Source organism: Vibrio sp. 10N.247.311.49 (assembly GCF_041467655.1).
In the GTDB taxonomy this organism is placed as follows: Bacteria; Pseudomonadota; Gammaproteobacteria; order Enterobacterales; family Vibrionaceae; genus Vibrio; species Vibrio crassostreae_C.
Window position 1 is genome coordinate 104,005 of the sequence record NZ_JBFSVA010000014.1, and the last position, 25,071, is coordinate 129,075.

15 protein-coding genes and 1 pseudogene are annotated in these 25,071 nt (G+C 44.2%); 11 read left to right on the top strand and 5 right to left on the bottom strand.

The window, feature by feature from the left end; genetic code table 11:
- The first annotated feature begins 560 nt into the window (after positions 1-560).
- From AB6E54_RS14825 to AB6E54_RS14850, 6 genes are all read left to right on the top strand, one after another.
- Positions 561-1,493 carry a siderophore ABC transporter substrate-binding protein gene (locus AB6E54_RS14825; RefSeq protein WP_017066720.1) on the top strand — a complete coding sequence of 311 codons (933 nt, stop codon included), beginning with the start codon at positions 561-563 and terminating at the stop codon, positions 1,491-1,493.
- Positions 1,494-1,593: 100 nt separating this feature from the next.
- A complete protein-coding gene (locus AB6E54_RS14830; protein WP_017061896.1) occupies positions 1,594-2,547 on the top strand; it encodes an ABC transporter permease in 954 nt (317 codons plus the stop codon).
- Positions 2,540-3,490, top strand: coding sequence for an iron chelate uptake ABC transporter family permease subunit (locus AB6E54_RS14835; protein WP_065585088.1), 951 nt, complete (start codon positions 2,540-2,542; stop codon positions 3,488-3,490). Before AB6E54_RS14830 ends, AB6E54_RS14835 begins: the two co-directional genes overlap by 8 nt.
- A gap of 12 nt (positions 3,491-3,502) precedes the next feature.
- Positions 3,503-4,267 (top strand): ABC transporter ATP-binding protein, encoded by a 765-nt coding sequence (locus tag AB6E54_RS14840; RefSeq protein ID WP_372106357.1) that lies wholly within the window; start codon positions 3,503-3,505, stop codon positions 4,265-4,267.
- Between the two features lie 309 nt (positions 4,268-4,576).
- Positions 4,577-5,602, top strand: coding sequence for an HD-GYP domain-containing protein (locus tag AB6E54_RS14845; protein WP_372106359.1), 1,026 nt, complete (start codon positions 4,577-4,579; stop codon positions 5,600-5,602).
- Positions 5,603-5,672: 70 nt separating this feature from the next.
- Positions 5,673-10,568: an ATP-binding protein gene (locus AB6E54_RS14850; RefSeq protein WP_372106361.1), complete on the top strand. Its 4,896-nt coding sequence runs from the start codon at positions 5,673-5,675 to the stop codon at positions 10,566-10,568.
- A gap of 94 nt (positions 10,569-10,662) precedes the next feature.
- Here AB6E54_RS14850 and AB6E54_RS14855 read toward each other — a convergent pair whose 3' ends face one another.
- Entirely contained in the window at positions 10,663-11,553 is an 891-nt protein-coding gene (locus AB6E54_RS14855) for a LysR family transcriptional regulator (RefSeq protein WP_017061891.1), read from the bottom strand.
- Positions 11,554-11,780: 227 nt separating this feature from the next.
- Between AB6E54_RS14855 and AB6E54_RS14860 the strand changes: the two genes are divergently transcribed.
- Entirely contained in the window at positions 11,781-12,956 is a 1,176-nt protein-coding gene (locus tag AB6E54_RS14860) for an MFS transporter (protein WP_017061890.1), read from the top strand.
- Positions 12,957-13,169: 213 nt separating this feature from the next.
- Here AB6E54_RS14860 and AB6E54_RS14865 read toward each other — a convergent pair whose 3' ends face one another.
- Together AB6E54_RS14865 and AB6E54_RS14870 are read right to left on the bottom strand one after the other, a co-directional pair.
- Positions 13,170-15,926: an immune inhibitor A domain-containing protein gene (locus AB6E54_RS14865; protein ID WP_372106363.1), complete on the bottom strand. Its 2,757-nt coding sequence runs from the start codon at positions 15,924-15,926 to the stop codon at positions 13,170-13,172.
- A 47-nt stretch (positions 15,927-15,973) separates the two neighbouring features.
- A complete protein-coding gene (locus AB6E54_RS14870) occupies positions 15,974-16,300 on the bottom strand; it encodes a hypothetical protein (protein WP_065585093.1) in 327 nt (108 codons plus the stop codon).
- Positions 16,301-16,709: 409 nt separating this feature from the next.
- Between AB6E54_RS14870 and AB6E54_RS14875 the strand changes: the two are divergent.
- Positions 16,710-17,114 (top strand): annotated as a pseudogene (locus AB6E54_RS14875) (Lrp/AsnC family transcriptional regulator); the annotation flags it as partial.
- A 165-nt stretch (positions 17,115-17,279) separates the two neighbouring features.
- On the top strand, positions 17,280-18,842 hold the full coding sequence (locus tag AB6E54_RS14880) for a methyl-accepting chemotaxis protein (protein ID WP_372106364.1): 1,563 nt from the start codon (positions 17,280-17,282) through the stop codon (positions 18,840-18,842).
- Positions 18,843-18,950: 108 nt separating this feature from the next.
- On the opposite strand, the gene tkt is transcribed toward AB6E54_RS14880, so the two are convergent.
- Both tkt and tal read right to left on the bottom strand, forming a co-directional pair.
- Entirely contained in the window at positions 18,951-20,942 is a 1,992-nt protein-coding gene (gene tkt / locus AB6E54_RS14885) for a transketolase (protein WP_372106366.1), read from the bottom strand.
- Positions 20,943-21,029: 87 nt separating this feature from the next.
- Entirely contained in the window at positions 21,030-21,980 is a 951-nt protein-coding gene (gene tal / locus AB6E54_RS14890) for a transaldolase (protein WP_009845571.1), read from the bottom strand.
- Positions 21,981-22,439: 459 nt separating this feature from the next.
- Here tal and AB6E54_RS14895 point away from each other — a divergent pair, with 459 nt between their 5' ends.
- Together AB6E54_RS14895 and AB6E54_RS14900 are read left to right on the top strand one after the other, a co-directional pair.
- Positions 22,440-23,444: a sugar-binding transcriptional regulator gene (locus AB6E54_RS14895; RefSeq protein ID WP_017065721.1), complete on the top strand. Its 1,005-nt coding sequence runs from the start codon at positions 22,440-22,442 to the stop codon at positions 23,442-23,444.
- A 172-nt stretch (positions 23,445-23,616) separates the two neighbouring features.
- Entirely contained in the window at positions 23,617-24,987 is a 1,371-nt protein-coding gene (locus tag AB6E54_RS14900; protein ID WP_372106368.1) for a glycoside hydrolase family 18 protein, read from the top strand.
- The last annotated feature ends 84 nt before the right edge of the window (positions 24,988-25,071 follow it).

The following is a 25,071-nucleotide window of genomic DNA, read 5'->3' on the forward strand; positions in this document are numbered from 1 at the left end:
ATTTTTGGGTGATTTATCATCGGTTACTGAAGGTTAAATGAGCGAAGGTCAGGGATTTGACCATGATATCTGACTGAGTCTTGGCTTTTCAGCTGTTCGTATTCGTTGTCATTAGTGGGTTTAATTGATCAGCTAATTTGGTGATGATTAAGTCTCTGTTGTATATGATCTTTACATTGTAAATTACAATCCATTATTTTGGGGTTCAGCGTTGTAATTACAGGGTTTTTGGGTGCTTTCCCCATCTGTTTTTTTCTTCAGGTTGATGAGTATTTTCCTCTTCGCGTCTTTTTGATATTTCTGATTCCTAATACCTCTCCTGACTACGCAAAATATGAATACTCACTTTTACATTTCTGAATAATAAAGTTGTTGTATCGCCAATTTAGTGCAAATATAATTGATAATAGTTCTCACTTGCGTTACAGGTTTGTTGTCAATCCAATGACAGACTTTAAATTATCGTTATTTAGCAGTTGTGTACGCCCCATGCTCGTCTATGAGTAATGTGACTTTCATTGTCATGAGTGGTGGTTTGTATCAATGGCAAAGGAAGAAACATGAAGAAAACAATCAATTCAGTTCGCCAGTTATTGAGCGGGCTTGCCATCGTTCTAGCATCATCATTCATGATGACCGCGCATGCGGAAACCGTCACCATTGAGCATGTGAAAGGCACAGCGCAGTTTACTGAAGTACCACAGCGAGTGGTGGTTCTAGGCCACGGTAGCTTAGACGTGCTCGATAAAATTGGTGTACAGCCAGTTGGCGCGCCTCATAGCTTGCTGCCTGATTACCTAGCTTCGTACAAAGATACGACGGCAAATACAGGCTCTTTAAGCGAACCTGATTTTGAAGCTATCTACATGTTGAAGCCTGACATCATCATCGCGGAAAACCGCATGCTTAAGGTTTACGACAAACTGGCACAAATTGCTCCTACTGTCATGTTTTCTATTGAAGGCGACAAGTACTGGGCTGATGCTCAGCAAAACTGGCGTGTGCTAGGCGACATCTTTGGTAAGCAAGCTGAAGTCGAAGCGATCATTAAAGAGACTCAAGCTTCTATCACAGCGGTAAACGACAAAGTAGCGTCTGACGAAACTTCAGCAATGATGCTAATGAACAACGGTAACAACATTGCGATGTTCAACAAAGGCAGCCGTTTCTCAATCATCTTTGATGACTTTGGTTTCGTGGAATCAAAGAGTGCAACTGTGGCTCCGATCAAAGGAACACACGGCAACCTAATCTCTTTTGAATACATTGCTGATGCAAAACCGGAAGTGCTTTACGTGCTTGACCGCGAAAAAGCGATTGGCAAATCAGAAGGTCGCGCTCAACAACTGTTTGATAACCCACTGGTTGCGGCAACACCTGCAGCGCAGCACGGCAATATCGTTTACCTTGATTCAAGTGCTTGGTATCTGGCTGGTGGCGGTGTGACGGCGATTCACAGAATGATTAGTGACATTGAACGTACGATTCAATAGTTACTAACCATCAGATTTTCGGGCTTATAAGAGTGTTCTTATAAGCCCTTTTTCACTTTTTTATACGGGCTACCCGAGACCTACCTTTAGTATTATTTCTATGTTGAAACCCATTGCAGCTGCTGTATTTCTTGTTGTGTTATGCGTTGCGTCATTGATGATTGGAGTCGCTGAAATCAGTTTTAGTGACTTTTTCAATGGCAACCAACACGCCAACTCTATTTATATTGTTAGTCGGATCCCTCGACTACTCGCGATCGTGCTTGCCGGAGCGGGATTGAGTGTTTCTGGCTTGATCATGCAGCAAATCGTACAGAACAAGTTTGCCGCGCCTTCGACGATGGGCACCATTGACTGTGCGATGTTGGGTTACATTGTCGGCATTCTAGTGCTAGGCAATGCTGCGCAATGGAGCTACTTAGGCTTTATCTTCGCGTTTGCAGTGTTTGGCACCATGCTATTGGTTCGCTTCCTACAACACCTCAAGTTTAAGAACGCGGTATTGGTGCCTTTGATTGGCATTATGTATGGCAACGTTGTTTCGTCTCTAACAACCTTTATTGCTTATAAGTACGACTTAGTACAAACCATGTCGGCATGGACTATGGCGAACTTTGCGAGCGTGTTGCAGGGCAGCTATGAAATCCTTTATCTCGCGGTGCCTGCTTGTGTATTGGCTTACTATTTCGCGAGCCAGTTCAGTGCGGCGAGCATCGGTGAGAGCTTCGCGAAAAACATCGGTTTGAATTATCAGAAGATCGTCTTCATTGGTGTTGCGTTAGTGGCTATCAGTGCCTCCTCTGTGGTGATGATCGTTGGTGTTATCCCATTCCTTGGCCTTATCGTGCCGAATATCGTGTCGCTGATGATGGGCGATAACATGAAGAAGATTCTGCCTTGGACTGCCTACTGGGGGGTGATCTTGGTGTTGGCTTGTGACCTGCTAGCTCGAATCGTCATCTTCCCTTATGAGATTCCAATCTCGATGGTAATCAGCATCTTTGGTGGCATGATTTTTATTTACCTAATCATGAGAGACAAGTCGAATGCGTGATTCAGTAAAAATTGCGATTCTGGCTATCGCGTCTTTGGGTATGACAGCGCTATTCATCGGGCAGGGGCTGACGTGGGATAACTACGAGTTCTTCTTGTCTCTGCGACTACCTAAACTACTGTCAATTGTGTTGGCGGCGGTGGCGATTTCTGCATCGTCATTGGTGTTCCAAACCATTACTAATAATCGAATTTTAACCCCATCCATCTTGGGCTTTGATAGCTTGTATATGCTGGTTCAAACGGTACTTCTGTTTGTGTTTGGCAGTACCAGTTTCTGGGTGATTGATTCAATCGCAAACTTTTCGATGTCTGTAACTGTGATGATCTTGTTCTCGTTTGCTTTGTTCCATTTCTACTTTAAGAGCAAGCGAAACAACGTATTCACACTGCTGTTGATAGGCATCGTATGTGGCAGCGTATTCTCGAGTTTGTCTAACTTCTTGGCGATGTTGATTGACCCGAACGAGTTCGCGGTGCTGCAGAATGTGATGTTCGCAAGTTTCAATAACGTGAAAGGCGAGTTGGTTTACCTCAGCCTTATTCCTTTGGGTTTGAGCTTGCTTGGCCTTTGGTTGTTAGCGCCTAAGCTTGATGTACTTTGGCTTGGTGTTGATAACGCAACAAGCTTGGGTGTGAACACCAAACGACTGACTCAGATTACCTTGGTGATTGTGTCAGTGATGGTCGCGGTATCGACTGCTTTGGTTGGCCCAGTGCTGTTCTTTGGTTTAATCACCGTGAGCTTAGCTCGTCAGATATTCAAATCTTATCAACATCGTGTGCTTATCATCGCAAGCAGTTTGTTAGCGGTCGTTCTATTGGTTTCAGGCCAATGGTTTATCGAAAAAGTAATGGCGTTTGAAACCACAGTGAGTGTGATCATTAACTTGGTCGGTGGTTTGTATTTTATGTTCTTGTTGTTACGCACCAGAATTCAGTAAAGGTAGTAAGTAGTGATTAAATTAACAGGTTTAATTAAGAAGTATGGCAAGTCACTCGTGGTGGATGATGCCAGTGCTATGTTCCCGAAAGGCGAAGTGACTTCTATCATTGGCCCAAATGGTGCGGGTAAAAGTACACTGCTTTCAATGGCGAGCCGCTTAACCGACAGTGACGCAGGTGAAGTGGTCATTGGCGATAAGTTACTGGCTGAGTGGGATACCAAAGAGCTAGCTAAGCACCTTGCCGTGTTAAGACAATCAAACAACATCAATATGCGATTTACGATTCGTGAGTTGGTCTGTTTTGGTCGCTTCCCACACTCTCAAGGTCGCTTGAAAGACGAAGATCATAAGATCGTCGATACAGCACTAGAACACCTTGGCATTACTGACATCCAAAACAAATACCTTGATGAGTTGAGTGGCGGTCAGCGTCAAATGGCGTTTATCGCGATGGTTGTGGCGCAAGATACGGATTATGTGTTCTTAGATGAGCCTCTGAACAATCTTGATATTAAACACTCGGTCGAAATTATGCAGACGTTGCGTCGTTTAGCGCATGAGTTCAATAAAGCGGTCGTTATCGTGATTCATGACATCAACTTCGCTTCTTGTTACTCAGATAACATTGTTGCGATGAAGAAAGGCAAAGTGGTTAAGTCGGGTAAGGTTTCGGAAGTGGTTGAAAAATCAGTGATGGAGTCTATCTACGAGATCCCATTTGAGATTCGTGAGTTCGATGGTGTTCGAATCTGTATGTATTATTCTGGTCGTTAGATTACTGAATAACTCGGTTGTTTTGCTTTCTAGCCGTTGAACGAAAAGAGCTCCCATATGAGGAGCTCTTTTTGTTTTCGGATAGTATCTGTGTTGTTAGTGAAATGTTGCAATGCAAAGGTAATTCCCCTTGTATAATAATAACTTAACTGACGTAATATTGACTGGTCGTACTTCTAATAACGCCAGTTTGAAGTCACTCACAGATCTACTCTTCATTTTTGAAAATCAATTGCTTTTTTTCTGCTTAACCTCTGAAAACCGTTCTACACTATGGTTATAACTGTTTGATTTGTATACGAGGTATCAATGAGTCGGAAACCCATAGTGTTAGTCGTGGATGACACCCCAAGTAACTTGGATGTGTTAACGGCAATACTCAAAGATACCTATCAAGTGAAAGTGGCGATTAACGGCGCCATTGGTATCAAGATTGCGAAGATGGTGCCGCAGCCAGACCTTATCCTCCTTGATATCATGATGCCTGACATTGATGGTTACGAGGTTTGCCGCCAACTTAAAGCTCAGCCGAATACGGCTCACATTCCTATCATTTTCGTGACCGCCACAATTGGTCCAGAAGCCGAAGTGAAAGGCTTGTCTTTAGGTGCTGTCGATTACCTAACGAAACCAATTACGCCTGAAATCGCGCTCCAGCGTGTCAAAACCCACATCGCGTTGTATGACCAACAACGAGCGCTGTTCCATCAAGTGAAAGACAAAACCGTCGAGATCAACCTAGGTAAACTTGAGACGCTCAATATCTTAGGGAGAGCAGCGGAATTTAAAGACAACGAAACGGGTATGCACGTTAAGCGCATGAGCCACTACTGTGAGGTGCTAGGCAAGGCGTTGGGCATGACTGACGAAGATGCCGAAACGCTCCGTGACGCGGCGCCAATGCACGATATTGGTAAGATAGGTATCCCTGATAACGTGTTGCTTAAGCCCGGAAAACTCGATGCGGAAGAGTGGGCGATCATGCAGAAGCACGTCGAGTATGGTGTGGAGATTTTAGGGCAGCAAAGTGATTCAAAACTGATGCGCATGGCGATTCAAGTGGCGCAGTATCACCATGAGAAATGGGACGGCTCTGGTTACCCGAGTCAAGTGGCAGGGGAAGATATCCCACTGGTTGGCAGAATTGCTGCTGTGGCTGATGTGTTTGATGCCCTGACCGCAGAGCGCCCTTATAAAAAAGCTTGGAGTATTGATGAGGCGCTGAACTTGTTTGAAGAACAGAAAGGCAAACATTTTGATCCAACTATCGTTGATGTGTTTTTTCTGAAGTTACCTGAGATTCTAGCAATTAAAGAGAAATTTAGAGATGAGTGATGGCTTGATGTTGTCGCTAAATCGTTTGGTTGTTTTTCTGGTCATTACACTTGTGGTGTGGTCGCTGCTAATGCGATCTACGAATGCTGCTGAGGTAACAGATACTGAGTTAAATCAGTGGTTGGGAAACCAACCAACGGTAACTTTTGTTGTCTTGGCCAACCATTATCCTTACTCATTCATCGATGATGATGGGCAGGTTTCTGGGATCATCAAAGATTGGACATTAGATCTTGAACAGCGTTTTGGTGTTCATGTTCGGTTTGTCACAGTTAACTCGCGTGTCGAGGCTAAAGCCGCGTTAGTCGACGGGCGAGGCGATGTATTTCCATTCCAACAGTTCGACCCAAGTGAAGGTGGCCGTTTTCTTGCGAGTGCTCCCTATATTCCTTATCAGGTCGCAGTGATTGTTCCCATCGACAACAAACTCGATGGAAACCTAGATCAAAATAATAAACGCCGTATTGCGATGGTTAATGAAAATATCGATTTGGAGCGAGCCGGTGTCAAATTGAGTTCTATTGAGCGAGTGAATTTTGATAACGTTATTGATGCAGTACGTGCGTTAGGGGCCGGGGATGTCGAAGGCATGGTCGGTGAACCTATCACCACTATGGATCTTGCGAAAAAGATTGGCGTTCATGATTTAGCGGTAAATTATGTTCTGGAGCATTGGAAAAGGTTTGAAGCATCAATGGTGATTCGAACCGATGAACCAGAACTGCTGACGCTAATCAACAAACAGATTGAAACCTTCGACGTTGATAACAAGAACCAGATTTTATCGAAGTGGCTAGACAGTTCCCCCTATCGAGTGCCGCTAAAAGGCGTGTTTGGCTTTGGTAACCCTCCGTATATTTACCCAGACAGCACCGCAGTCGGGCTAGAGCACGACATTCTTCAGCGTGCACTGAATGACATGGGATATAAACTAGGTGACGTTGTCACACTTCCACCTAGCGCCGCTAAAAAAGCCATCGATAACAATAATTCTATAGCCTTTGTTTCTGGTGTTCAGTTTGATGATCCTAATGCGCACTTTTTAAGTGATAACGTTCTTAATATTGAGTTTGTTCCTGTTTCACTAACTCGCCGCAAACTCCAACTTCAATCCCAAAAAGACCTATCATTAGGGGCGTTATTGTTCGACGAAACATCCTCAATTAAAAACTCTGTTGAAGTTCTGAAGAGTAAGTTAGACATTGATCGTGTTGAAGATTACGAAGATCTTGAATCAGCATTCTCGCAGTTGAGGGCTCAAAATGTTGACCTGCTAATGGTTGAACGAAGAGTGCTAGAGTGGTTTATCACCAATACTCGTTTTATTGAAATGGCAGAGCTAACGCTACATGACGAGTATAAAGTTGAGTATCCGATCTATGTGGACTTTAAGAGTGAAGAAATCAGAGATAGCTTCAATGCCGCAATTAAAAGGCTTAAACAGGAGGATGACGGCTTAAACCAAATTATCGAGATGCAGGTTCAGAGTGATTTAAGCCTAGTCCTTAAAAAAGCGAATATTATCGCGCAAATATCTGCGTATTTTATCGTCAACGACCGCTTTGAAGAGTTGACGGAAGTGTTTGAAATTTTCGACACGGACAGTTCTTTTCAGATGATCACCGCACAAGCGGATAACAATAGTCGCCCGATCAAATCTTGGTACATAGGCAACCTAGTTGATCAATATGGAGAGAAGAAAAATACCTCTCACTTTTCATCAGTCACCAAGGTGGCGAATTATAGGACCAAGGGAGGGAGTATCAACTCTGGTTCGATGACTTTCTACTTTGATGTTAATTCGTTAGTGCGGAACCATGTTTATTTTCCATCTGTCGAACAATTTAGTTCATTCGGAGATGCGGCGAAACGCTATATTACGGATGTTTATCAAGCGAGTAACTTGACTGGAGAGATCCTAAATCTAAGCCAAAAAGAGAGGGCGTGGATTAAAGATAATCCGGATGTACGTATAGGTATCGATCCGAATTCGTTACCTTATGAAGCGGTATCCAATACCGGTGAATACATCGGGATGATTGATGATTATCTAACGCTGATTGAACAAAAAACAGGGCTAAGTATTCAGCATGTTGACGTGGCGAATTGGTCTGAGACCCGAAGCTTGGTTGATCATCATGAAGTGGAACTGGTCTCAGCAGCTCAAGAGAATCGTTCGTTAGGAGATAACGTCAAAGCAGCTAAAAGCTTGTTTTCAAGTCGTTTGGCCATTGCATCGAGAAGAGACGTTAGTAGCTTGGTACTTGAAGAAGCTGATGGTTGGAAAATCGGTATATTGAAGAATGCGGCAAATACTAACGCGATTTTAGATAAGTACCCGAACGTTGAGTGGGTAGAGGTAGAATCCACGGCCGATGGGCTCAACCGATTGGATGATAAAACCTTAGACGGCATGGTCGACACTGTTGATGTCCTCAATTACCTCATTGATTCATTTGGTCATCGAGGGGTTGGTATCATCGGCCGGTTAGACTTCTTCCTGTCGCCAACTCTGCATGTCATCAAATCTGAACCTTTGCTTTATTCGATTGTGAATAAGGCGATTGAGAGTATTTCTGCTGAAGAACATCAAAAGATCTCTGCAAAATGGGCGGCGCCAAAAGCGATAGAAAGAGTTAATTATCAATTGGTTTACACCATTTCGGTGTTCTCTCTGGTGATCCTTCTTCTTATTATTTTCTGGAATCGTAAATTAACTAAGCAGATCAGTATTGCTAAGGAAGCAACCGAAGCTCTGGAAAAGGCGCAGAACCAACTCTACAACATGCTAAATAGCTCTCCAATTGCAGCCAGCGTGGTATTTGAAGAAGAGGTTCGTTACGCGAACGATACGGCAAAACGTTTGTTTGGCGTGGAAGATCAGGCGTTGTCTTCTATCGACGTTGCCGCTATCCATGACTCGCTGAGCGTTCGTGATGGCGTGCATGAAGAGCTCGACCTTAACGGTAAAGTTGAAAATAGGGAGTTAGTACTCAGAAAGTCTGATGGAACCCGATTTGTTGCTTTGGTCAGTTACTATCTTTTTGAGATTGATGGTGAAGTCGCCACACTATTTTGGGCATTCGATATTTCAGAAATGAAGCGCCTTAACGAACAATTGGAAGAAGAGAAACAGAGAGCCGATTTGGCGAGCCAAGCTAAATCGGAATTCTTAGCCAATATGAGCCATGAGATAAGAACCCCAATGAACGCCATTATTGGCTTGTCTTATCTGGCGATTGGCGAAATATCTAATCCTGTCGCTCGAAATTATATTGAGAAAGTGCACCGTTCTGGCCATTCGTTACTCGGTATCATCAATGACATCCTTGATTTCTCAAAGATAGAAGCTGGACAACTTGTTATTGATAACGTCCCGTTTGATCCCGTAACGACCTTTAAAGATGTGATTGAGCTGATGGAGTCGAAAGCGGCTGAGAAGCAGCTCAATTTGTCGATGGTCATAGACTCTGAGTTAGACACGCCATTGCAAGGCGATCCATTGAGGTTGTTCCAAGTCATACTCAACCTTGTGGGTAACGCGATTAAGTTTACGGAAAAAGGCAGCGTAGCGTTAACGGTGGAGCATGTTGACTCGAACGATAGCAGTCTAACCATGAAGGTGAGTGTGATGGATACCGGGATAGGCATCTCGGATGGGAACCGTCACAAGCTGTTTGAAGCCTTTAGCCAAGCGGATACCACAACGACACGTCGGTTTGGCGGTACAGGGCTTGGACTCAACATTAGCCAGAAATTAGTGCATGCGATGGGCAGTCAAATTACGGTGGAGAGTGTTTACGGGCAAGGCAGTGAGTTCTCCTTTGTACTGACATTGCCACGCTCAAGCTCGGATGCGTTAGCCGACTTCAAAGCTCAAGAGTTGCAACTGGATTATCAGATAGAGTTCAAAGGGCAAAGAGTGCTATTGGTTGAAGACAATGAGCTGAACCAAGATCTCGCCTTAGCATTTTTCAGTCGCTCTAAATTAAATGCCGATCTTGCTGAAAACGGAAAGGAAGCGCTGGAGTTAGCTAAAAACAACGACTACGAAATAATCTTCATGGATCTTCAAATGCCGATTATGGACGGCTTTGAAGCTACCCGTTTGATTCGTGAATTCGATATAGATGTACCGATTATTGCAATGTCAGCCAATGTTTTTGCTGATGCGAAACAACCAGCGAGGGCGTCGGGCATCACGGACTTCTTGGATAAGCCTATTGTTATTGATAAAGCGATGTCTTTGATTACTCGATACATTGTTCCTGAGGTCTTAGTTGAAGGTCGAGCGCCATCAGACACCTCTTCAGATGCGATCCAGACAGGTGATTCTGGTGAGAGTGCGGAATTGCACTCCGATCCCCAAATTGAGCCGCCTGTTTTCTCTCAGTCGAGGTTTGAGCAACTGACTTATCATGATGTGAAGCTGCAAGCCAAAATGCTTGATAGGTTCTGCCAAGGATCGCCAGACATTATGTCGGATGCTTTTGATAACTTAGTACAAGGCGACTGGGAGACGTCAGAGCGTAATCTACATACCTTAAAAAGCATGGCAGCTTCGATTGGTGGATTGCGATTGGCAGAGTTACTCAGTGATTTAGAAAGCAAAGCGCATAACAAGGCGTGTGATGAAGCAGATCTTAAGCAAGGCGAACTTGGGTTAATCGAACTGATTAAAGCAGTTGAGATCAGCTTTGATGTGTCTGGTGTTGGGGGATTCAATACGACAAGTACTGAAGAAGCCGATGCGAGTCTTGCTGATACCTCTGATTCACCGAGCATCACGTCAGAACAGCATGCTCAGTTGCTATCACTGCTGGATGCTTATGATAACGATGCAACTCAATATGTGACTGAGTTACTGGCACAGTATCCACATTCTGTTGTTCTCAAAGATGTTCGAAGTGCGTTAGATAATTATGACTTTGAACGAGCAAAAGAGGGGCTTGGCGCTTCTGAGTAGTTGTCTTTTATAAATATCACTTCAACATTAAAGCCTTTAGCTCTTATAGCGAAATACCGAGCTAGCTAAAGGCTTTAAATCTATCTATACCGAACTAACGACTCACGTTCTGTTTGATTAGCTCAACAACCGTATCGTATCGGTGCGGCAGTTTTCGGTTTCGTTTTTGAACCAGATACAGCGTTTCCTCTACTTCTACCTTTGGCGGCACAACGTGTAGCTTGTCTCTATCTGGGAAGTGTTCAACCGCGCCAGCCGGTAACACGGTAAAACCTAATCCTTTTGATACGGGTAGCAAGATCTGGTGAAGCTGATTGATGTAGCCAGATCTTGGTATCTCATTAACGTTGATGTTCGCTAAGTCTTTATCTCCGCAAAGGTCGAAATACAAAGACAGATAGTGTGCAGAATCTGGGTGGGCAATCAGGCCAATGTCATTCAATACTTGCGGCGTTATCTCTAAATCAGCAAGGCTGTGGTGAACAATAAGACACAGTGCTTCTTTGCCGATGACTTGGCTTTGGTAGTAGCTGTCGTTCGGGGAATGCCTAACAATGCCGATATCGGTAGTGCCTTCGCTTAGGTCATTCAATATCTTTTTGTTTGGAGCGGCTTCTAAGTTAATGCTGAGCTCTTGGTGTTGCTGTTGAAGTTCAAGAAGCTTGGGATACAGACGCAAAGAGAGTGAGCCAGAGCAAGACAAGTGACATTGCCCAGCATAAGGGTTATCAAAACTCAGAGACTCAAAAAGATCTTCTTGGTCTTTCTCTAGTTTGATCGCATAGCGATACATAATCCGACCCTGTTCGGTCAGTTCGAAGCTCTTGTTTTCTCGAGATAGCAGGTCACAATTACAAGCTTGTTCAAGCTTCTTGATGTGTTGGCTGACTCCAGGTTGTGTCATATACAACTTTTCTGCCGTTTGGGTGAAATGGCCAACTTCAACCAGAGTCTTAAACGTATTGAGCCAAAGTGGATTAATCATACTCACCTTCAAATACTAAAGCCTATCAATAACAGAAAATTATTATTATCTTAAGTAATGATAATTTCAACTCTAGCGTCTTAAGTAACGCTAATCAAAGTCATGTGGTGGTAGCACTTTATATTGGTCTATTGGTCGCTTTGTAGAGTTGCTATGAGTAACAAAGTGTTGCGACTTTGTTGGATTTTTGGTCTATTGACCAACTGTGCTCATATTTAGGAACGAAGATGAATAGAAATGTTTGGCTGCTTTCACTGTGTCAGGCCTTGTTGATGACGGGTAACATATTACTGATCTCTGTGATTGGTTTGATCGGTAAGCAGATTGCACCCAGTGTCAGCATGATCACCTTGCCGGTTGCACTGCAGTTTTTGGGTTTAATGGCAGCCACTATTCCAGCATCTTTAATTTCAGGCAAGTTAGGGAGAAAGCGAGGATTTAGCATTGGTAATGTGGTTGGCATTACAGGAGCTAGTCTTGCCACCTACGCACTGTCTCAACAACATTTCTATTTGTTTTGTTTCGCTACGTTCTTACTTGGGATAGGCATAGGTTTTGGCACGCTTTATCGTTTTGCTGCAATCGAGGTGTGTGATGAAAATGCCCGTCACCGAGCGATCTCTATCTCGATGGCTGGTGGCGTTTTAGCCGCGGTATTAGGACCAAATTTGGCGATTATGTCGCAACAGTGGTCGCAAGATGGCTTGTACATTGGTGCTTTTGCTTCTTTGATTGGATTGAACATTCTTGCGTTACTCATCTTACAAACAATTCAGTTTCCAAAAGTCTCTTTTAATAGTCAGGCACCTAAATCCGATCCTCTCAGTGTGATAGTAAAAGCGCCTAACTTTATTGGCGCAGTGTTTGCTGCCATGGTCGCTTATGCGGTGATGAATATCCTGATGACAGCAACGCCATTGGCAATGATTGGTTGTGGCTTTGACTTTACCAAAGCAGCGGGCGTCATTGAGTGGCACGTATTGGGGATGTTTGTTCCTGCATTCTTTACTGGTTCACTTATCGAGAAGTTTGGCTCAAGAATGATGATCTTGGCAGGCGGGGTTCTGTTCGTCGTCTGTATCGCGATTAACATTCATGGCGAATCTATCTGGCACTTCAGAGCGGCTCTAGTTGTGCTTGGTGTCGGTTGGAACTTTATGTTTATCGCGGCAACAGGTTTGTTTAGTCAGTCCTACCAATCGCAGAATAAAGCTAAGGCACAAGCGTTTAATGAATTTATTGTCTTTGGCTGTGTGACGATTACAGCGATGCTCTCTGGCTGGCTAGAATCGACAGCAGGGTGGCAGAACCTCAATATCTACGTATTACCATTCGTGTTAGCTGTTATCTTGCTGTTCGCATTCAGTGCTCGTAAATCGCGTATTCAAAAGCAGCCTGTGTAATGGCTCATCGAATGGTGGTTCAGTAAATTTGTTACTGTGATTAAAACCCTAGTATCTCGAACTGCGACCAATAAAAAGCCCTACCAAATCGGTAGGGCCTTTGCTTACGGCTTAAATAATAACGTTTTCTTAAAACTGCTGTCGTGGCTTATATCCTGTGACAACAGTACTTAAGCTTGTGTTGTAAATACGCATGACAGAGCCAGCGATGATTTACAGGTCGACCAAAATTGTCTTAGTGGTAATCCCACCTTGGTCATCGATTATCTTCAGTGTCACCTCGTGCTTTCCGTATGAAGGGAAGATTGACGTGAATGTGCGACCTCGTTTCACCTTTCCGTTTGGAAGTGTCCACTCGGTATCAACAATACGACCATCGCTGTCTGAACTTGTAGACCACATGGTTACCCAGCGGCCCAAGTGAATGTACTTCGCGCTCGCTTCTGGAAGGGCGTTTGGAGATTCAACACTCACTACGGAGCTAAATGAAGCGGTAGCGCCTTTGTCGTCGACAACAGTCAAGTTCACCGTGTATTCGCCCGCTTGCTCGTAAGACCAAGTTGGTGCCACTTCGTTACTTGTTGTGCCGTTCCCAAAGTCCCATAGGTAACGGGCGATCTCACCGTCTTGGTCTGAGCTGAAGTTGTTTGCAGAAACAGTCAGACCAGTCACATTAAGCTCGAAGTTCGCAGTAGGAACGATGTTGTGTTGGCTTACTTTAGATAAGCGAACCACACCGTATTCGTTGTTATCACTCTGATTCACAATATCGACCGCTAAACCAAACTCCGTCAGGATGCGTCCTGAATCTGGTGCTTGAGGCGATGTGTAATCTTGGTCATCCGAGAAGCTAGCATTGCCAACCAAACTGGTATCTTCGAGTACATCGTTGTCGCTGTTTACAAGACGCATTGGAGTATGATCTTTGAGTGAAAACGCTGCGTCTCGAACTTGGTAGCGTGTTTGAGCCGCTTCACCAGAGTTTGCCCACACCATGGCATTTTGGTCTGCATCGACCACGCCTAACCAACCTTCACCAGGGTGTTTACCTACCCAGTTGTCGGTTAGTGATTCGTCGACGTACCAAATGATCAAGCCAGGGTCGAATGAGATCAGTTGTCCCATGCGTTTGATGTTCGCTAGGCCTTTATCAACATCCATGTGGCTGCGCCATTGCAATAGATAGTAGTGCTGCGCTTGATAGAATCCATTACTCAGCTTGTAACCATTAAGGGCGAAGGTGGAGTTGCTTTCACCATCGTCTATTGAGGTCACTTCACCATCGACAACAACAGCAAGGTTATCTAAATAGAAGCCTTCCATTGCTAAGCCGCCATCGGTGATGTATTCAAAAGACAGTTCCACTTCTTGGCCTGCCCATTGTGAAACGTCGAACTCAGCGTCGACCCATCCGCCAGATTCGCCGCCAATAGCAGGAACGAGGTCCGTGTTGTATGGATCGTCCATTGAGGTAATGTTTCCTGCAATGGCTTGTCCGTTGATTAGCACGCGCGCAAAGTCGTAGTCTTTTTCAATCTCATACCAAGTTTTGAAAGACAGCAGTGCAGAATCACCCGCTGGGATCATCAACTTGCGAGTCATACTGTTTTTCAGATCATCGCCTTTTTGAGAGTGGAATGAATACTCGCCCTCAAAGGGTTTCAGACTTTCAATCTGCTTTTCAGGAAGATCCACTTTGATCATGTTAGGACGACTGTTATCCGTTGTTTGGAACAGCGTATACACTTGTGGATTGTCTTCTAGGTCATCAATCGAGAGCTGATCATCGTTAACCCAACGTCCGCCAATCGATTTCTGTAGGAAGTGTTTTGCCCAAGAGCTGAATGCCGTTGGTTGTGTACCACCAATTTGACCAGCCCAACTGCCCGAAGACATGATTGACCAGTAAGAAACCGGTTCGCCTCTGCCTGTGTATTGCGTGTCATACTCGTCTGGTAAGCCTAAATCATGACCATATTCGTGGGCACAAACACCTGCAGCCGCATCAATCGGTTGAATGGTGTAATCGAACGCCGCGTATTGGCCACCAAATCGATCTGGAAGCGAGCTAGAAGTACCTTCCAGTACATGAGTGCGACCAAGGTTGAATCGGTGAGACCAAATCGCATCAGGGCCTAACACGCCACCACCGGCTTCTTCGCCTACCGATGCATGAAACACCATCAGGTGGTCAATCACACCATCGGGTTCGCGGAAATTTCCGTCACCGTCGTAATCGTAACGATCTTCGATGTCGTAATCGGCAAGGTTGATACTCGGATCTTGAGCCAGTTGATTCAGCGCTTCACGAACCAGTTCTTGGGCGTTTAGGTCGTTGTCGGTGGTAGGGGAGTTGCCACCATAGAATGACGCAGGCTTAGAGGCGCGATACCAACCTGCCGCTTGACCTGCAACGCTGTAACTGTCGCCTGATTCGCTTTGGTAATATTGGCGCATCGAGATTAGGTTTTCGCCATTTGGCCCTGTGTAGCCAGAATTTGAAAACAACAACTCTTGATAATGTTCAGGGCTGTAGCTCTCGTAGAGCATCTGCGTGTGCTCTTCGGTCAACTTGTTGTCATCCCAGTTCAAATCAGGGAAATCGACCAATAGAGCGAGTACTTTATCGGTGCGCTTGGTGCCGACTTCTAAAGCAAAGACACTCGCTTTTTTAACGCCAGACCCTTTTTCTATGGCTTTGAGTATTTTTGCGCGTTGCTCAAGTGCTTTTTTTCCGAATTGAGCATCGCCTTTGAAACCGGAATTGATTTTATTTTTCAAGTAACGGTCAAGCGCATCCTGCTTTGCCACATCGGTTGCATCTTGGTCGACTAAGCCTTGTCTAACTAGCATTTCAATGAGTTTGTCTTCATTAACTACGCCTAAATCAATAGGTGTTTTTGCATAACCACTGACGCTAAATAGAGTAAGCATTGCTGAAGCCAACAATGTTCTTCTCATCATTTTCATTATATTTCCTTTTTATATTTCCATGTCGATATCAGTATCAACTTGCCTTATTCGGATCTGTTGTCCGAGTTTGGCCTAATACACTCTTGTGGTGCCTTATTTAACTGACGTGTGTTTGTTGTATGTTTTTTACTTTCTATCTCTTTTGTATTGGTTGTCTCTTTTCTATTTTTTGAATCAAACGGGGTGCTCTTCACTTTTTTAGCGTTGAGATAGATACGCAAAGCTTCTTGATTTTCCTCATAGGTTAAGCCTGAACAGATAACACCTCGTTTAATCAATGACTTCAGTAATAGTTCGTCGTTCTCAATAGTGGAAGCCTGTGACAGTGAGGAAAAAATTAGAACCATTAAAGCCATTGTTTTGTGTGACATTATTATATCAAGCCATCAGTTTTGATTATGTAACAAAATATATTTATAAAATTTACCAATCAAATGGATAATTATTACAATTAATTATTCGTTCCGGTTTCAACATTTAGAGTTAATATAAAACAAGGAGTGTTATTTATTCTATTGTCAGTTATTTAATGGGTTTTGTTGAATGAATAGTTGATAGTTTGGATGTTTAATAACATTGATTAGGTCGTGGTTATTATTCTGGAGGGCGCTTTATACAAGGCGTTGGGTTCTAACTAATAAGATAATTTTTTATTATCGGTGTTTTAAAATACGCATGTAATAACTGAGTCATTAGTAAATACCCATGCTCAAATTATTTTTACTCAAAATATCAATAATTAGGGTATTGAGAGTAACTTTCAGTGTTTCAATGACGTGAAATTTAACAATAGCAGAGCTGGTCGGGTTGTCACCGCCTGCTTGCTTAAAGCGAGTGAAACGGCTGAGAGAAGAGAGCGTGATTGTCGGTGGTGTGTCCATCATTAATCCAGAACTGACCGGCAGTAAGATGACTTTGGTTGTGTCCGTGGAAATGGAGCGTGATCGAGGGGATATTTACCAAATCTTTCGCCATTCTATTTCAAAGGCAGAAGAGGTCACGCAGTGCTATCAGATATCAGGCAGCTTTGATTTCATGCTGATTGTGACGGTCAAAGACATTCAAGCCTACGAAGACTTTGTGGAGCGAGTACTACGCAAAGATCTGAATATTCGTAAATTCCATACCTCTGTCTCAATGAGAACCGTGAAATTTACCACTGCCGTAAACTTAGATGAGTCGTGACTGTTGGCATGAGAAGATAGTGAAGTTATTAGCTTTGTGAGGTACTTAGCTAATATTTGTATAAATAGCAGGCATTTACACAAAATGTGACGTTCACATTTTGTCATAACTTTAATAATTGTATATATTCCTCGCCTAAAATAATAATTAACCTAAGTTAATATAATGACTGTCAGCTCATCTACTCAATCTCGTGAAACGCTTCTCAGCGAAAACGAACAACTTGTCTCTACCACTGATTTAAAAGGCGTGATTACGTACAGTAATGATACTTTTTGTCGCATAGCGGAATACAGCCAACAAGAATTGCTAGGGCAACACCACAATATCGTAAGGCATAACGATATGCCGAAAGCCGCTTTTGCTGATATGTGGGTTAACCTAAAGCAAGGTAAAGCTTGGCGTGGCATCGTAAAAAACAAAACCAAATCTGGTGGGTTTTACTGGGTCGATGCTTATGTAACTCCAATTTACGACAATGGTAAGGTGAGTGGCTACCAATCTGTTCGTGTTAAGCCAAAGAATGAATGGATACAAGTTGCAGATAAGGCTTACCAAGGCCTCTTGAAGGCTGAAAAGTCGGGTCGCCAATGGTCATTAAAGATCAGTGACAGTGTTCGTTACGCCGTGTTGCTAGGCTCTTTGGCTGCGCCGTTAATTTCAAATCTCATTGAAGTAGGGCAAGTATCACAATGGTTGTTGAGCCTACTTCCTGTTTCAGCATTAGCACTGCTTTTCCGACAAGAGCTGATTGATACTCCACTGCAGTTGAAAAAGCTGCAATCTAAATTCGATAGTGTTAGTCGTCTTGTTTATTCAGGTAATAGTCAGTTCTCTATTGCCGATTTTCACTTAAAACTATTGTCTGCAAGAATCCACACCGTATTAGGTCGCATGACAGACTCAGCCAAGCCGTTACAAGATTTGGCTGACAACCTAAATGCGACGTCATTTGAAGTATCAGAAGCCTTAGATCAACAAACAAAAGACATTCTTCAAGTACGAGAGGCGACTGAAGAGGTTGAAGTCACCGCCAATGAGGTCTCTTCTCGCACAGAAGAAGCGCACCAGATTGTTGATGTGACTTTGCAAACCTGTGCTGGCGCTAAAGAAAGCATTAATCAAACTCATCAAAACTTAGAGAGCCTAGCTTCTCAGGCTGAAAAGGCGACTCAAACGACTTACCAACTGAGCGATCAAGCGCAGAGCGTAAGCAAGATAATGGAAGAGATTGGTGGAATCGCCGAACAAACCAACTTGTTGGCCCTGAACGCTGCGATTGAAGCGGCGAGAGCGGGCGAGCAAGGACGAGGCTTTGCCGTTGTTGCCGACGAAGTCCGTGCATTGTCGGGTCGAACCTCAAAGGCTACGGTTCAGATCAAAGAGAGCATCGATACCATGCTAACGACGATTGAAGGGTGGCAAAAAGATATTCTGGCGAACCGTAAGCAAACGGACGCATGTGGTGATGTTGCGAAGGTGAGTGCAGAGCGCTTGTCGGAAGTCGAAAACCTAATGCAATCCATGAATGAACTCATGCAGTCTGTTGAAAGTTCCGCTCATAAGCAACGTGAGCTGTCGAGTGAAGTCAATCTGCATATGCAGTCTATCGCCTCGACCGCAGAACAAAACTTAGTGGCAACGCATTCTGTGAAAGACCACTCCACAGAGCTAAAAGAACGAGTCAATGAGTTCTACCAACTGGCAAAGCGTTTCGAAGAAAAATAGCCGTTAGACTTAATCCGAATGAGAGAAAAGACAAAAAAAGCCCCGCATTTTCATGCGGGGCTTTCTGTATGCATCAACCCATTGAAGGGCGAGACAATGTATTCAAGATTAAGCTAGAAGCTCTTTCGCTGTGTTTACTACGTTTTCAGTAGTGAAACCGAACATCTTGAATAGCTCACCTGCAGGTGCAGACTCGCCGAACGTTGTCATACCGATGATCTTGCCACCGAAACCAACGTACTTGTACCAGAAGTCAGCGATGCCAGCTTCTACAGCGATACGTGCCGTTACGTCAGATGGAAGTACAGACTCACGGTACTGCGCGTCTTGTTTGTCGAACGCATCAGTAGCAGGCATAGAAACTACGCGTACTTTCTTACCCTCAGCCGTTAGCTCAGCAGCAGCGTTAACCGCTAGCTCAACTTCAGAACCCGTTGCGATAAGGATAAGCTCTGGCTTGCCTTCACAATCTTTCAGGATGTAACCACCCTTAGCGATGTTTGCTACTTGCTCAGCGTCACGATCTTGTTGTGCAAGGTTTTGACGAGAGAAGATAAGTGCAGAAGGACCATCTTTACGCTCGATTGCTAGTTTCCAAGCAACAGCAGACTCAACTTGGTCACATGGACGCCATGTGCTCATGTTTGGAGTTAGACGTAGAGAAGCGATCTGCTCAACTGGTTGGTGAGTTGGACCATCTTCGCCAAGACCGATAGAGTCATGCGTGTAAACTTGGATGTTCTGAGTTTTCATCAGAGCAGACATACGCATAGCGTTACGCGCGTATTCCATGAACATTAGGAACGTTGCGCCGTATGGTACGAAACCACCGTGCAGAGCGATACCGTTCATGATAGCCGTCATACCGAATTCACGTACACCGTAGTGGATGTAGTTACCAGAGAAGTCGTTTGCTTCAAGAGACTTAGAACCAGACCACATAGTCAGGTTAGAAGGCGCAAGGTCAGCCGAGCCGCCCATGAATTCAGGTAGCATAGCACCGAACGCTTCTAGAGCATTTTGAGATGCTTTACGTGATGCGATGTTTGCTGGGTTAGCTTGAAGATCAGCGATGATTGCCGATGCTTTCTCTTCCCACTCAGCTGGTAGGTCACCGTTTACGCGGCGTTTGAATTCAGCTGCCAGCTCAGGGTATGCTGCTTCATAAGCTGCAAGTTTCTCGTTCCACGCTGCTTCCTTAGCTGCGCCTGCTTCTTTCGCATCCCACTCTGAGTAAACTTCCGACGGAATTTCAAAAGGACCGTGCTCCCAACCTAATTCTTTACGTGTTGCTGCAATTTCTTCAGCGCCTAGTGGAGCACCGTGACAGTCGTGCGTACCTGCTTTGTTTGGAGAACCAAAGCCAATCACTGTTTTAGTACAGATTAGAGTAGGGCGAGGGTCTGCTTTAGCCGCTTCAATCGCTGCGTTGATAGCGTCAGAATCGTGACCATCTACCGCTGGGATTACGTGCCAGCCGTAAGCTTCGAAACGCTTAGGTGTATCGTCAGAGAACCAACCTTCAACTTCGCCATCGATAGAGATACCGTTGTCATCCCAGAAAGCAACCAGCTTACCAAGACCAAGCGTACCTGCTAGAGAACATGCTTCGTGAGAAATACCTTCCATCAGACAGCCATCACCCATGAATGCATAAGTGTAGTGGTCTACGATGTCGTGGCCTTCTTTGTTGAACTGTGCTGCTAGCGCTTTCTCTGCCATAGCCATACCAACAGCGTTAGTGATGCCTTGACCTAGAGGACCAGTCGTTGTTTCGATGCCTGGTGCGTAGCCGTACTCTGGGTGACCTGGAGTCTTAGAATGCAGTTGACGGAAGTTTTTAAGATCTTCAATTGAAAGCTCGTAACCTGCTAGGTGAAGCAGAGAGTAAATCAGCATTGAGCCGTGGCCGTTAGACAGGATAAAACGGTCGCGGTCAGCCCACTCTGGGTTTGCTGGGTTATGGTTTAGGTGAGAGCGCCAAAGTACTTCAGCGATGTCTGCCATACCCATAGGTGCGCCTGGGTGACCAGAGTTTGCTTGTTGTACGCCGTCCATGCTTAGAGCACGAATAGCGTTAGCTAGATGTTTGCGATTCATAAGAACTTCCGAATAAAAATTAAGAAAAACAAAATTGATAAAAGTAGGGGAACTGAACGTTCCCCTATTTGAATTTGGTAAGAGTGATTACAGCTTAGCTGCGATCATGTCTTCTAGTTTGCCTTGGTCAACGGCGAAGTTGCGGATGCCTTCAGCCAGTTTCTCAACAGCCATTGCATCTTGGTTGTGGTCCCATAGGAACTCAGCGTGAGTCATCGCTGCTGGACGCTCTTTAGTACCGTTAGAGTCGATAAGCTTCTCTACTACTTCGCCTTCTGCTGCTTCTAGGTCTGCTAGAAGTTGAGGAGCGATAGTTAGACGGTCACAACCAGCAAGTTCAAGGATCTCGCCGATGTTACGGAAGCTTGCGCCCATAACAACAGTTTTGTAGCCGTGGTCTTTGTAGTAGTTGTAGATATCTGAAACAGAGATTACGCCTGGATCTTCTGAAGCTTCGAAATCACGACCTTCTTTCGCTTTGTACCAGTCCATGATGCGACCAACGAAAGGAGAGATTAGGAATACGCCAGCTTCAGCACAAGCGCGAGCTTGAGCGAAAGAGAATAGAAGCGTTAGGTTACAGTTGATGCCTTCTTTCTCTAGGATTTCAGCAGCACGGATGCCTTCCCAAGTAGAAGCCAGTTTGATAAGGATGCGGTCGTTAGTGATACCAGCGTCGTTGTACATTTTGATAAGTTGACGAGCTTTAGCAACGCTGCCTTCCATGTCGTAAGAAAGACGAGCATCTACTTCAGTAGAGATACGGCCAGGTACAACTTTTAGGATTTCTTTACCGATGTTCACGTTAAGCATGTCGCAAGTATCTTGAACTTGCTGTGCTTTATCACCGCTTTGCGCTTTTGCGTATTCGATAGAAGCATCGATTAGAGGAGCGTACTCAGCAATTTGAGCAGCTTTAAGAATTAGAGATGGGTTAGTTGTTGCATCTTCTGGAGTGTACTTGCTGATAGCTTCGATATCGCCAGTGTCAGCTACAACAGTTGTTAGTTTACGAAGTTGCTCTAATTTATTGCTCATTTTGATCATCCTATGTATCGCATAACACCTCATTAATGGGAGAGGTGTGGGCATTTGCAAGCTAACTAATGAAGTTCTCAATGGTTGTACCAGTGAGCCAAACTTACATTAATTTAAATTTTTCTCCGAACGAACATTTGCACAGAACATTTGATCGCTCGATGAGTAAATGATGTAGCCATATTTATCCGATCTAGCCCCAAAGTCAACGGTAAATAGTACTGTATGGTGACTTCAGTCAAATATATTTCGCTCTAGTAATCATGGGCTATGCAAGCAAACGTTTAACGAGCAAAGTGAGGTGAATTAATCAACAACAAAACCATGGTTATGACAATGAGCAAATGTACCTTGCTGTTACATATGTTCGGGGTGTAAACTTGTGTATCACTTGCTTAAGCATCGAACATTTGTTCTTCAAGCAGGTAAAATAATTGTTAAATATTGGTTGAGTGGTATATGAGTAAGAATATCCAAGATGTTTCCGAAGAAAACACTGATCTCCTCACTGAAGTCGCGGTTGCTTATTATCAAGATGGTGCCACGCAAGAAGAGATATCTAAAAAGTACTCTATCTCCCGTGCAAAGGTTGGTCGAATGCTCAAGCAAGCCCGAGATGAGGGCATTGTTGAGATCACCGTGAAATACCACCCTGTCTTTAGTGCGAAGATCGAGCAACGTTTGATCGAACGATTTGGTGTAAAGCGTGCGCTTGTGGCACTAGACCAACCGAATGAAGAGAAGCAACGACTCCAAGTAGCCGGTTTAGTGTCTAACTATCTTACCAGTACACTGAAAAACGGTATGGTGGTGACAGTAGGGCAAGGGCGAAACGTATCGTCTGTTGCTCACCACACTGGCGTAATTACGCCACGAGACTGTAAATTCGTGTGTGGTATCGGCGGTATTCACCCAAGAGGCGGTATGTTTAATGCCGACCATATATGCAGGCAGCTAGCCAAAAAGTACGGTGGATCTTCTGAAACCTTATACGCGCCGGCTTATGCCGAGAATAAAGCGCAAAAAACCGCATTTATGGAAAACAGCACCGTTAAGCAGACACTCGATCTCGCTCGAAAAGCCGATGTTGCATTAGTCGGTATCGGTGATATGAGTGAAAACAGCTATATGGTCGACTTAGGTTGGTTTACCGCAGGTGAGGTCGTTCAATCTCGTTTATTGCAAGGAGTCGTCGGTGACTTTGCGGGTTATGACTTTTTCGATGTTCACGGTAAAACAGCAAACACAGTAATGAGTGACCGTGTGATTGGTTTGGCCTTGGAAGAATTCCGCCCAATTGCAGAAGTCATTGCCATTGCAGCCGAGAACAGTAAGCCATTAGCTCTATTAGGCGCACTAAGGACCGGTGTGGTCGATGTGATAGCGACCAGCGTAAGTAATGCTTTGACGGTACTTAACTTGGACGAACAACTTAGCGTGAATAAACCAAACGGCAGTGAATAGTAAGATATTTATGCTTCGTTGAATTCACTATTTGAGTAATCATGGAAATTCCCCCTAATGAAACCAGTGCAATAAGGGGGATAACTATTAGACATGACTCGAATAGTGAATTTGTTCAGCGGTTGAAAGAATTATCACTCTTTAATGTTAAGCCACACTAAAGGAGATAATTATGAAACTGTCATTTATCACACACGCTATTTCTAGCAACAGTGACCAATCAAGTTCTATCTTTAAATCTATTTCTATCTTTGGGCTTAGCTCAATAGCCACGGTTTGTATGCTCACACCTACAGTACATGCCGATGATAAAGTCGTCGCAGGGTATTTTGCGGATTGGCAATATCTGAATAAAGACAACCCTTATACCGTTGACGACATACCTGCAGACAAGCTCTCACATATTATTTACGCCTTCTTGAGCATGTGTGGTCCTTATAGCGGTGCTGGTGAGCCCGTCCAAAAACAAATTCAGCAGCAATGTGCAGACAAACAACCATATACCGCGATTATTGTGGATAAAGAAGCTGCGTTAGAAGTCGATTTCGGAGACGTGGGTGTTGATGTCGCCTATAAAGGTCACTTTGCCCAGTTAGCTCAACTGAAGGCCGACAATCAAAATATCAAAATTTTGCCCTCATTTGGAGGGTGGACAATGTCTGAACCTTTCCATGCGATGGCGAAAGATCCTCAAGCCATTGCGCACTTTTCAAAAACTGCTGTTGAATTGATCCAAAAATACGACTTCTTTGATGGTATTGATCTCGATTGGGAATACCCAGGAGGCGGCGGCTTAACCACTTCGCCTTGGAACCCAGAGACGAAACTAACGGATGAGCAAAAAGCGCTAGAGCGTGAAGCTTTTACTCTTTTAGTAAAAACAATCAGAAGTGATTTGGACGCTCTATCAAAGACGACTCAAAGAGATTACGAGCTTTCAACGGCTGTCGGTGTTGGTGCTAAGGCAGCTCAAATTGACTGGAACGCAGCTAGCCCATATCTGACGAACATGTTTGCGATGACGTATGACTTCCTCGGAGGCTGGGGAACTCAAACAGGTCACACAACAAACTTACATGCCACCGAGCGTAGTTGGTGGGGAATGGGAGCTGATGTCTTCATTAATCAGATGATAGAGCAAGGTATTCCTAGCGAGAAGCTCGTGATCGGGGCGGCTTTTTATGGTCGAGGTTGGCAAGGGACAAAAGACTTTGCTGGAGAGCTGCCTAAAGGTGACCTAGTTTCTGAACAAGGGGCGCAGTTTGGTACCGGTGAAAACGGTTACTTCATGTTTTGGGATCTTATGAATAACTACAGCAACAAACAAGGTTATGAGTATAAGTATGATGAGCAAGCTCAAGCACCTTATTTGTGGAACCCAGATAAAAAAGTATTCATATCTTTTGAAGATCAGCGTTCTATTAAAGCAAAGGCAGAATGGGCGAAGAAATCAGACCTAGGCGGCATTTTTACTTGGGAATTATCAGGAGATCCTTCCGGACAGTTGATCGATGTTATGCATAGTGAAATGAATAAAAAGTGAAATGAATAAATAACCGAACAGAAAATATCTAGAAAATAAGGTAGGTGTTTATCTGCCTACCTTATTTAGCTCGTCTATTTAACT

Bases quoted from the DNA above. Each gene is read 5' to 3' on its own strand.
- AB6E54_RS14850 (WP_372106361.1), top strand. From the start codon at position 5,673: ATGCGATCTACGAATGCTGCTGAGGTAACAGATACTGAGTTAAATCAG.
- AB6E54_RS14855 (WP_017061891.1), bottom strand. From the start codon at position 11,553: ATGATTAATCCACTTTGGCTCAATACGTTTAAGACTCTGGTTGAAGTT.
- AB6E54_RS14870 (WP_065585093.1), bottom strand. From the start codon at position 16,300: ATGTCACACAAAACAATGGCTTTAATGGTTCTAATTTTTTCCTCACTG.
- tkt (WP_372106366.1), bottom strand. From the start codon at position 20,942: ATGAATCGCAAACATCTAGCTAACGCTATTCGTGCTCTAAGCATGGAC.
- AB6E54_RS14895 (WP_017065721.1), top strand. From the start codon at position 22,440: ATGAGTAAGAATATCCAAGATGTTTCCGAAGAAAACACTGATCTCCTC.
- tal (WP_009845571.1), bottom strand. From the start codon at position 21,980: ATGAGCAATAAATTAGAGCAACTTCGTAAACTAACAACTGTTGTAGCT.
- AB6E54_RS14825 (WP_017066720.1), top strand. From the start codon at position 561: ATGAAGAAAACAATCAATTCAGTTCGCCAGTTATTGAGCGGGCTTGCC.
- AB6E54_RS14835 (WP_065585088.1), top strand. From the start codon at position 2,540: ATGCGTGATTCAGTAAAAATTGCGATTCTGGCTATCGCGTCTTTGGGT.
- AB6E54_RS14860 (WP_017061890.1), top strand. From the start codon at position 11,781: ATGAATAGAAATGTTTGGCTGCTTTCACTGTGTCAGGCCTTGTTGATG.
- AB6E54_RS14830 (WP_017061896.1), top strand. From the start codon at position 1,594: ATGTTGAAACCCATTGCAGCTGCTGTATTTCTTGTTGTGTTATGCGTT.
- AB6E54_RS14900 (WP_372106368.1), top strand. From the start codon at position 23,617: ATGAAACTGTCATTTATCACACACGCTATTTCTAGCAACAGTGACCAA.
- AB6E54_RS14880 (WP_372106364.1), top strand. From the start codon at position 17,280: ATGACTGTCAGCTCATCTACTCAATCTCGTGAAACGCTTCTCAGCGAA.
- AB6E54_RS14865 (WP_372106363.1), bottom strand. From the start codon at position 15,926: ATGAAAATGATGAGAAGAACATTGTTGGCTTCAGCAATGCTTACTCTA.
- AB6E54_RS14845 (WP_372106359.1), top strand. From the start codon at position 4,577: ATGAGTCGGAAACCCATAGTGTTAGTCGTGGATGACACCCCAAGTAAC.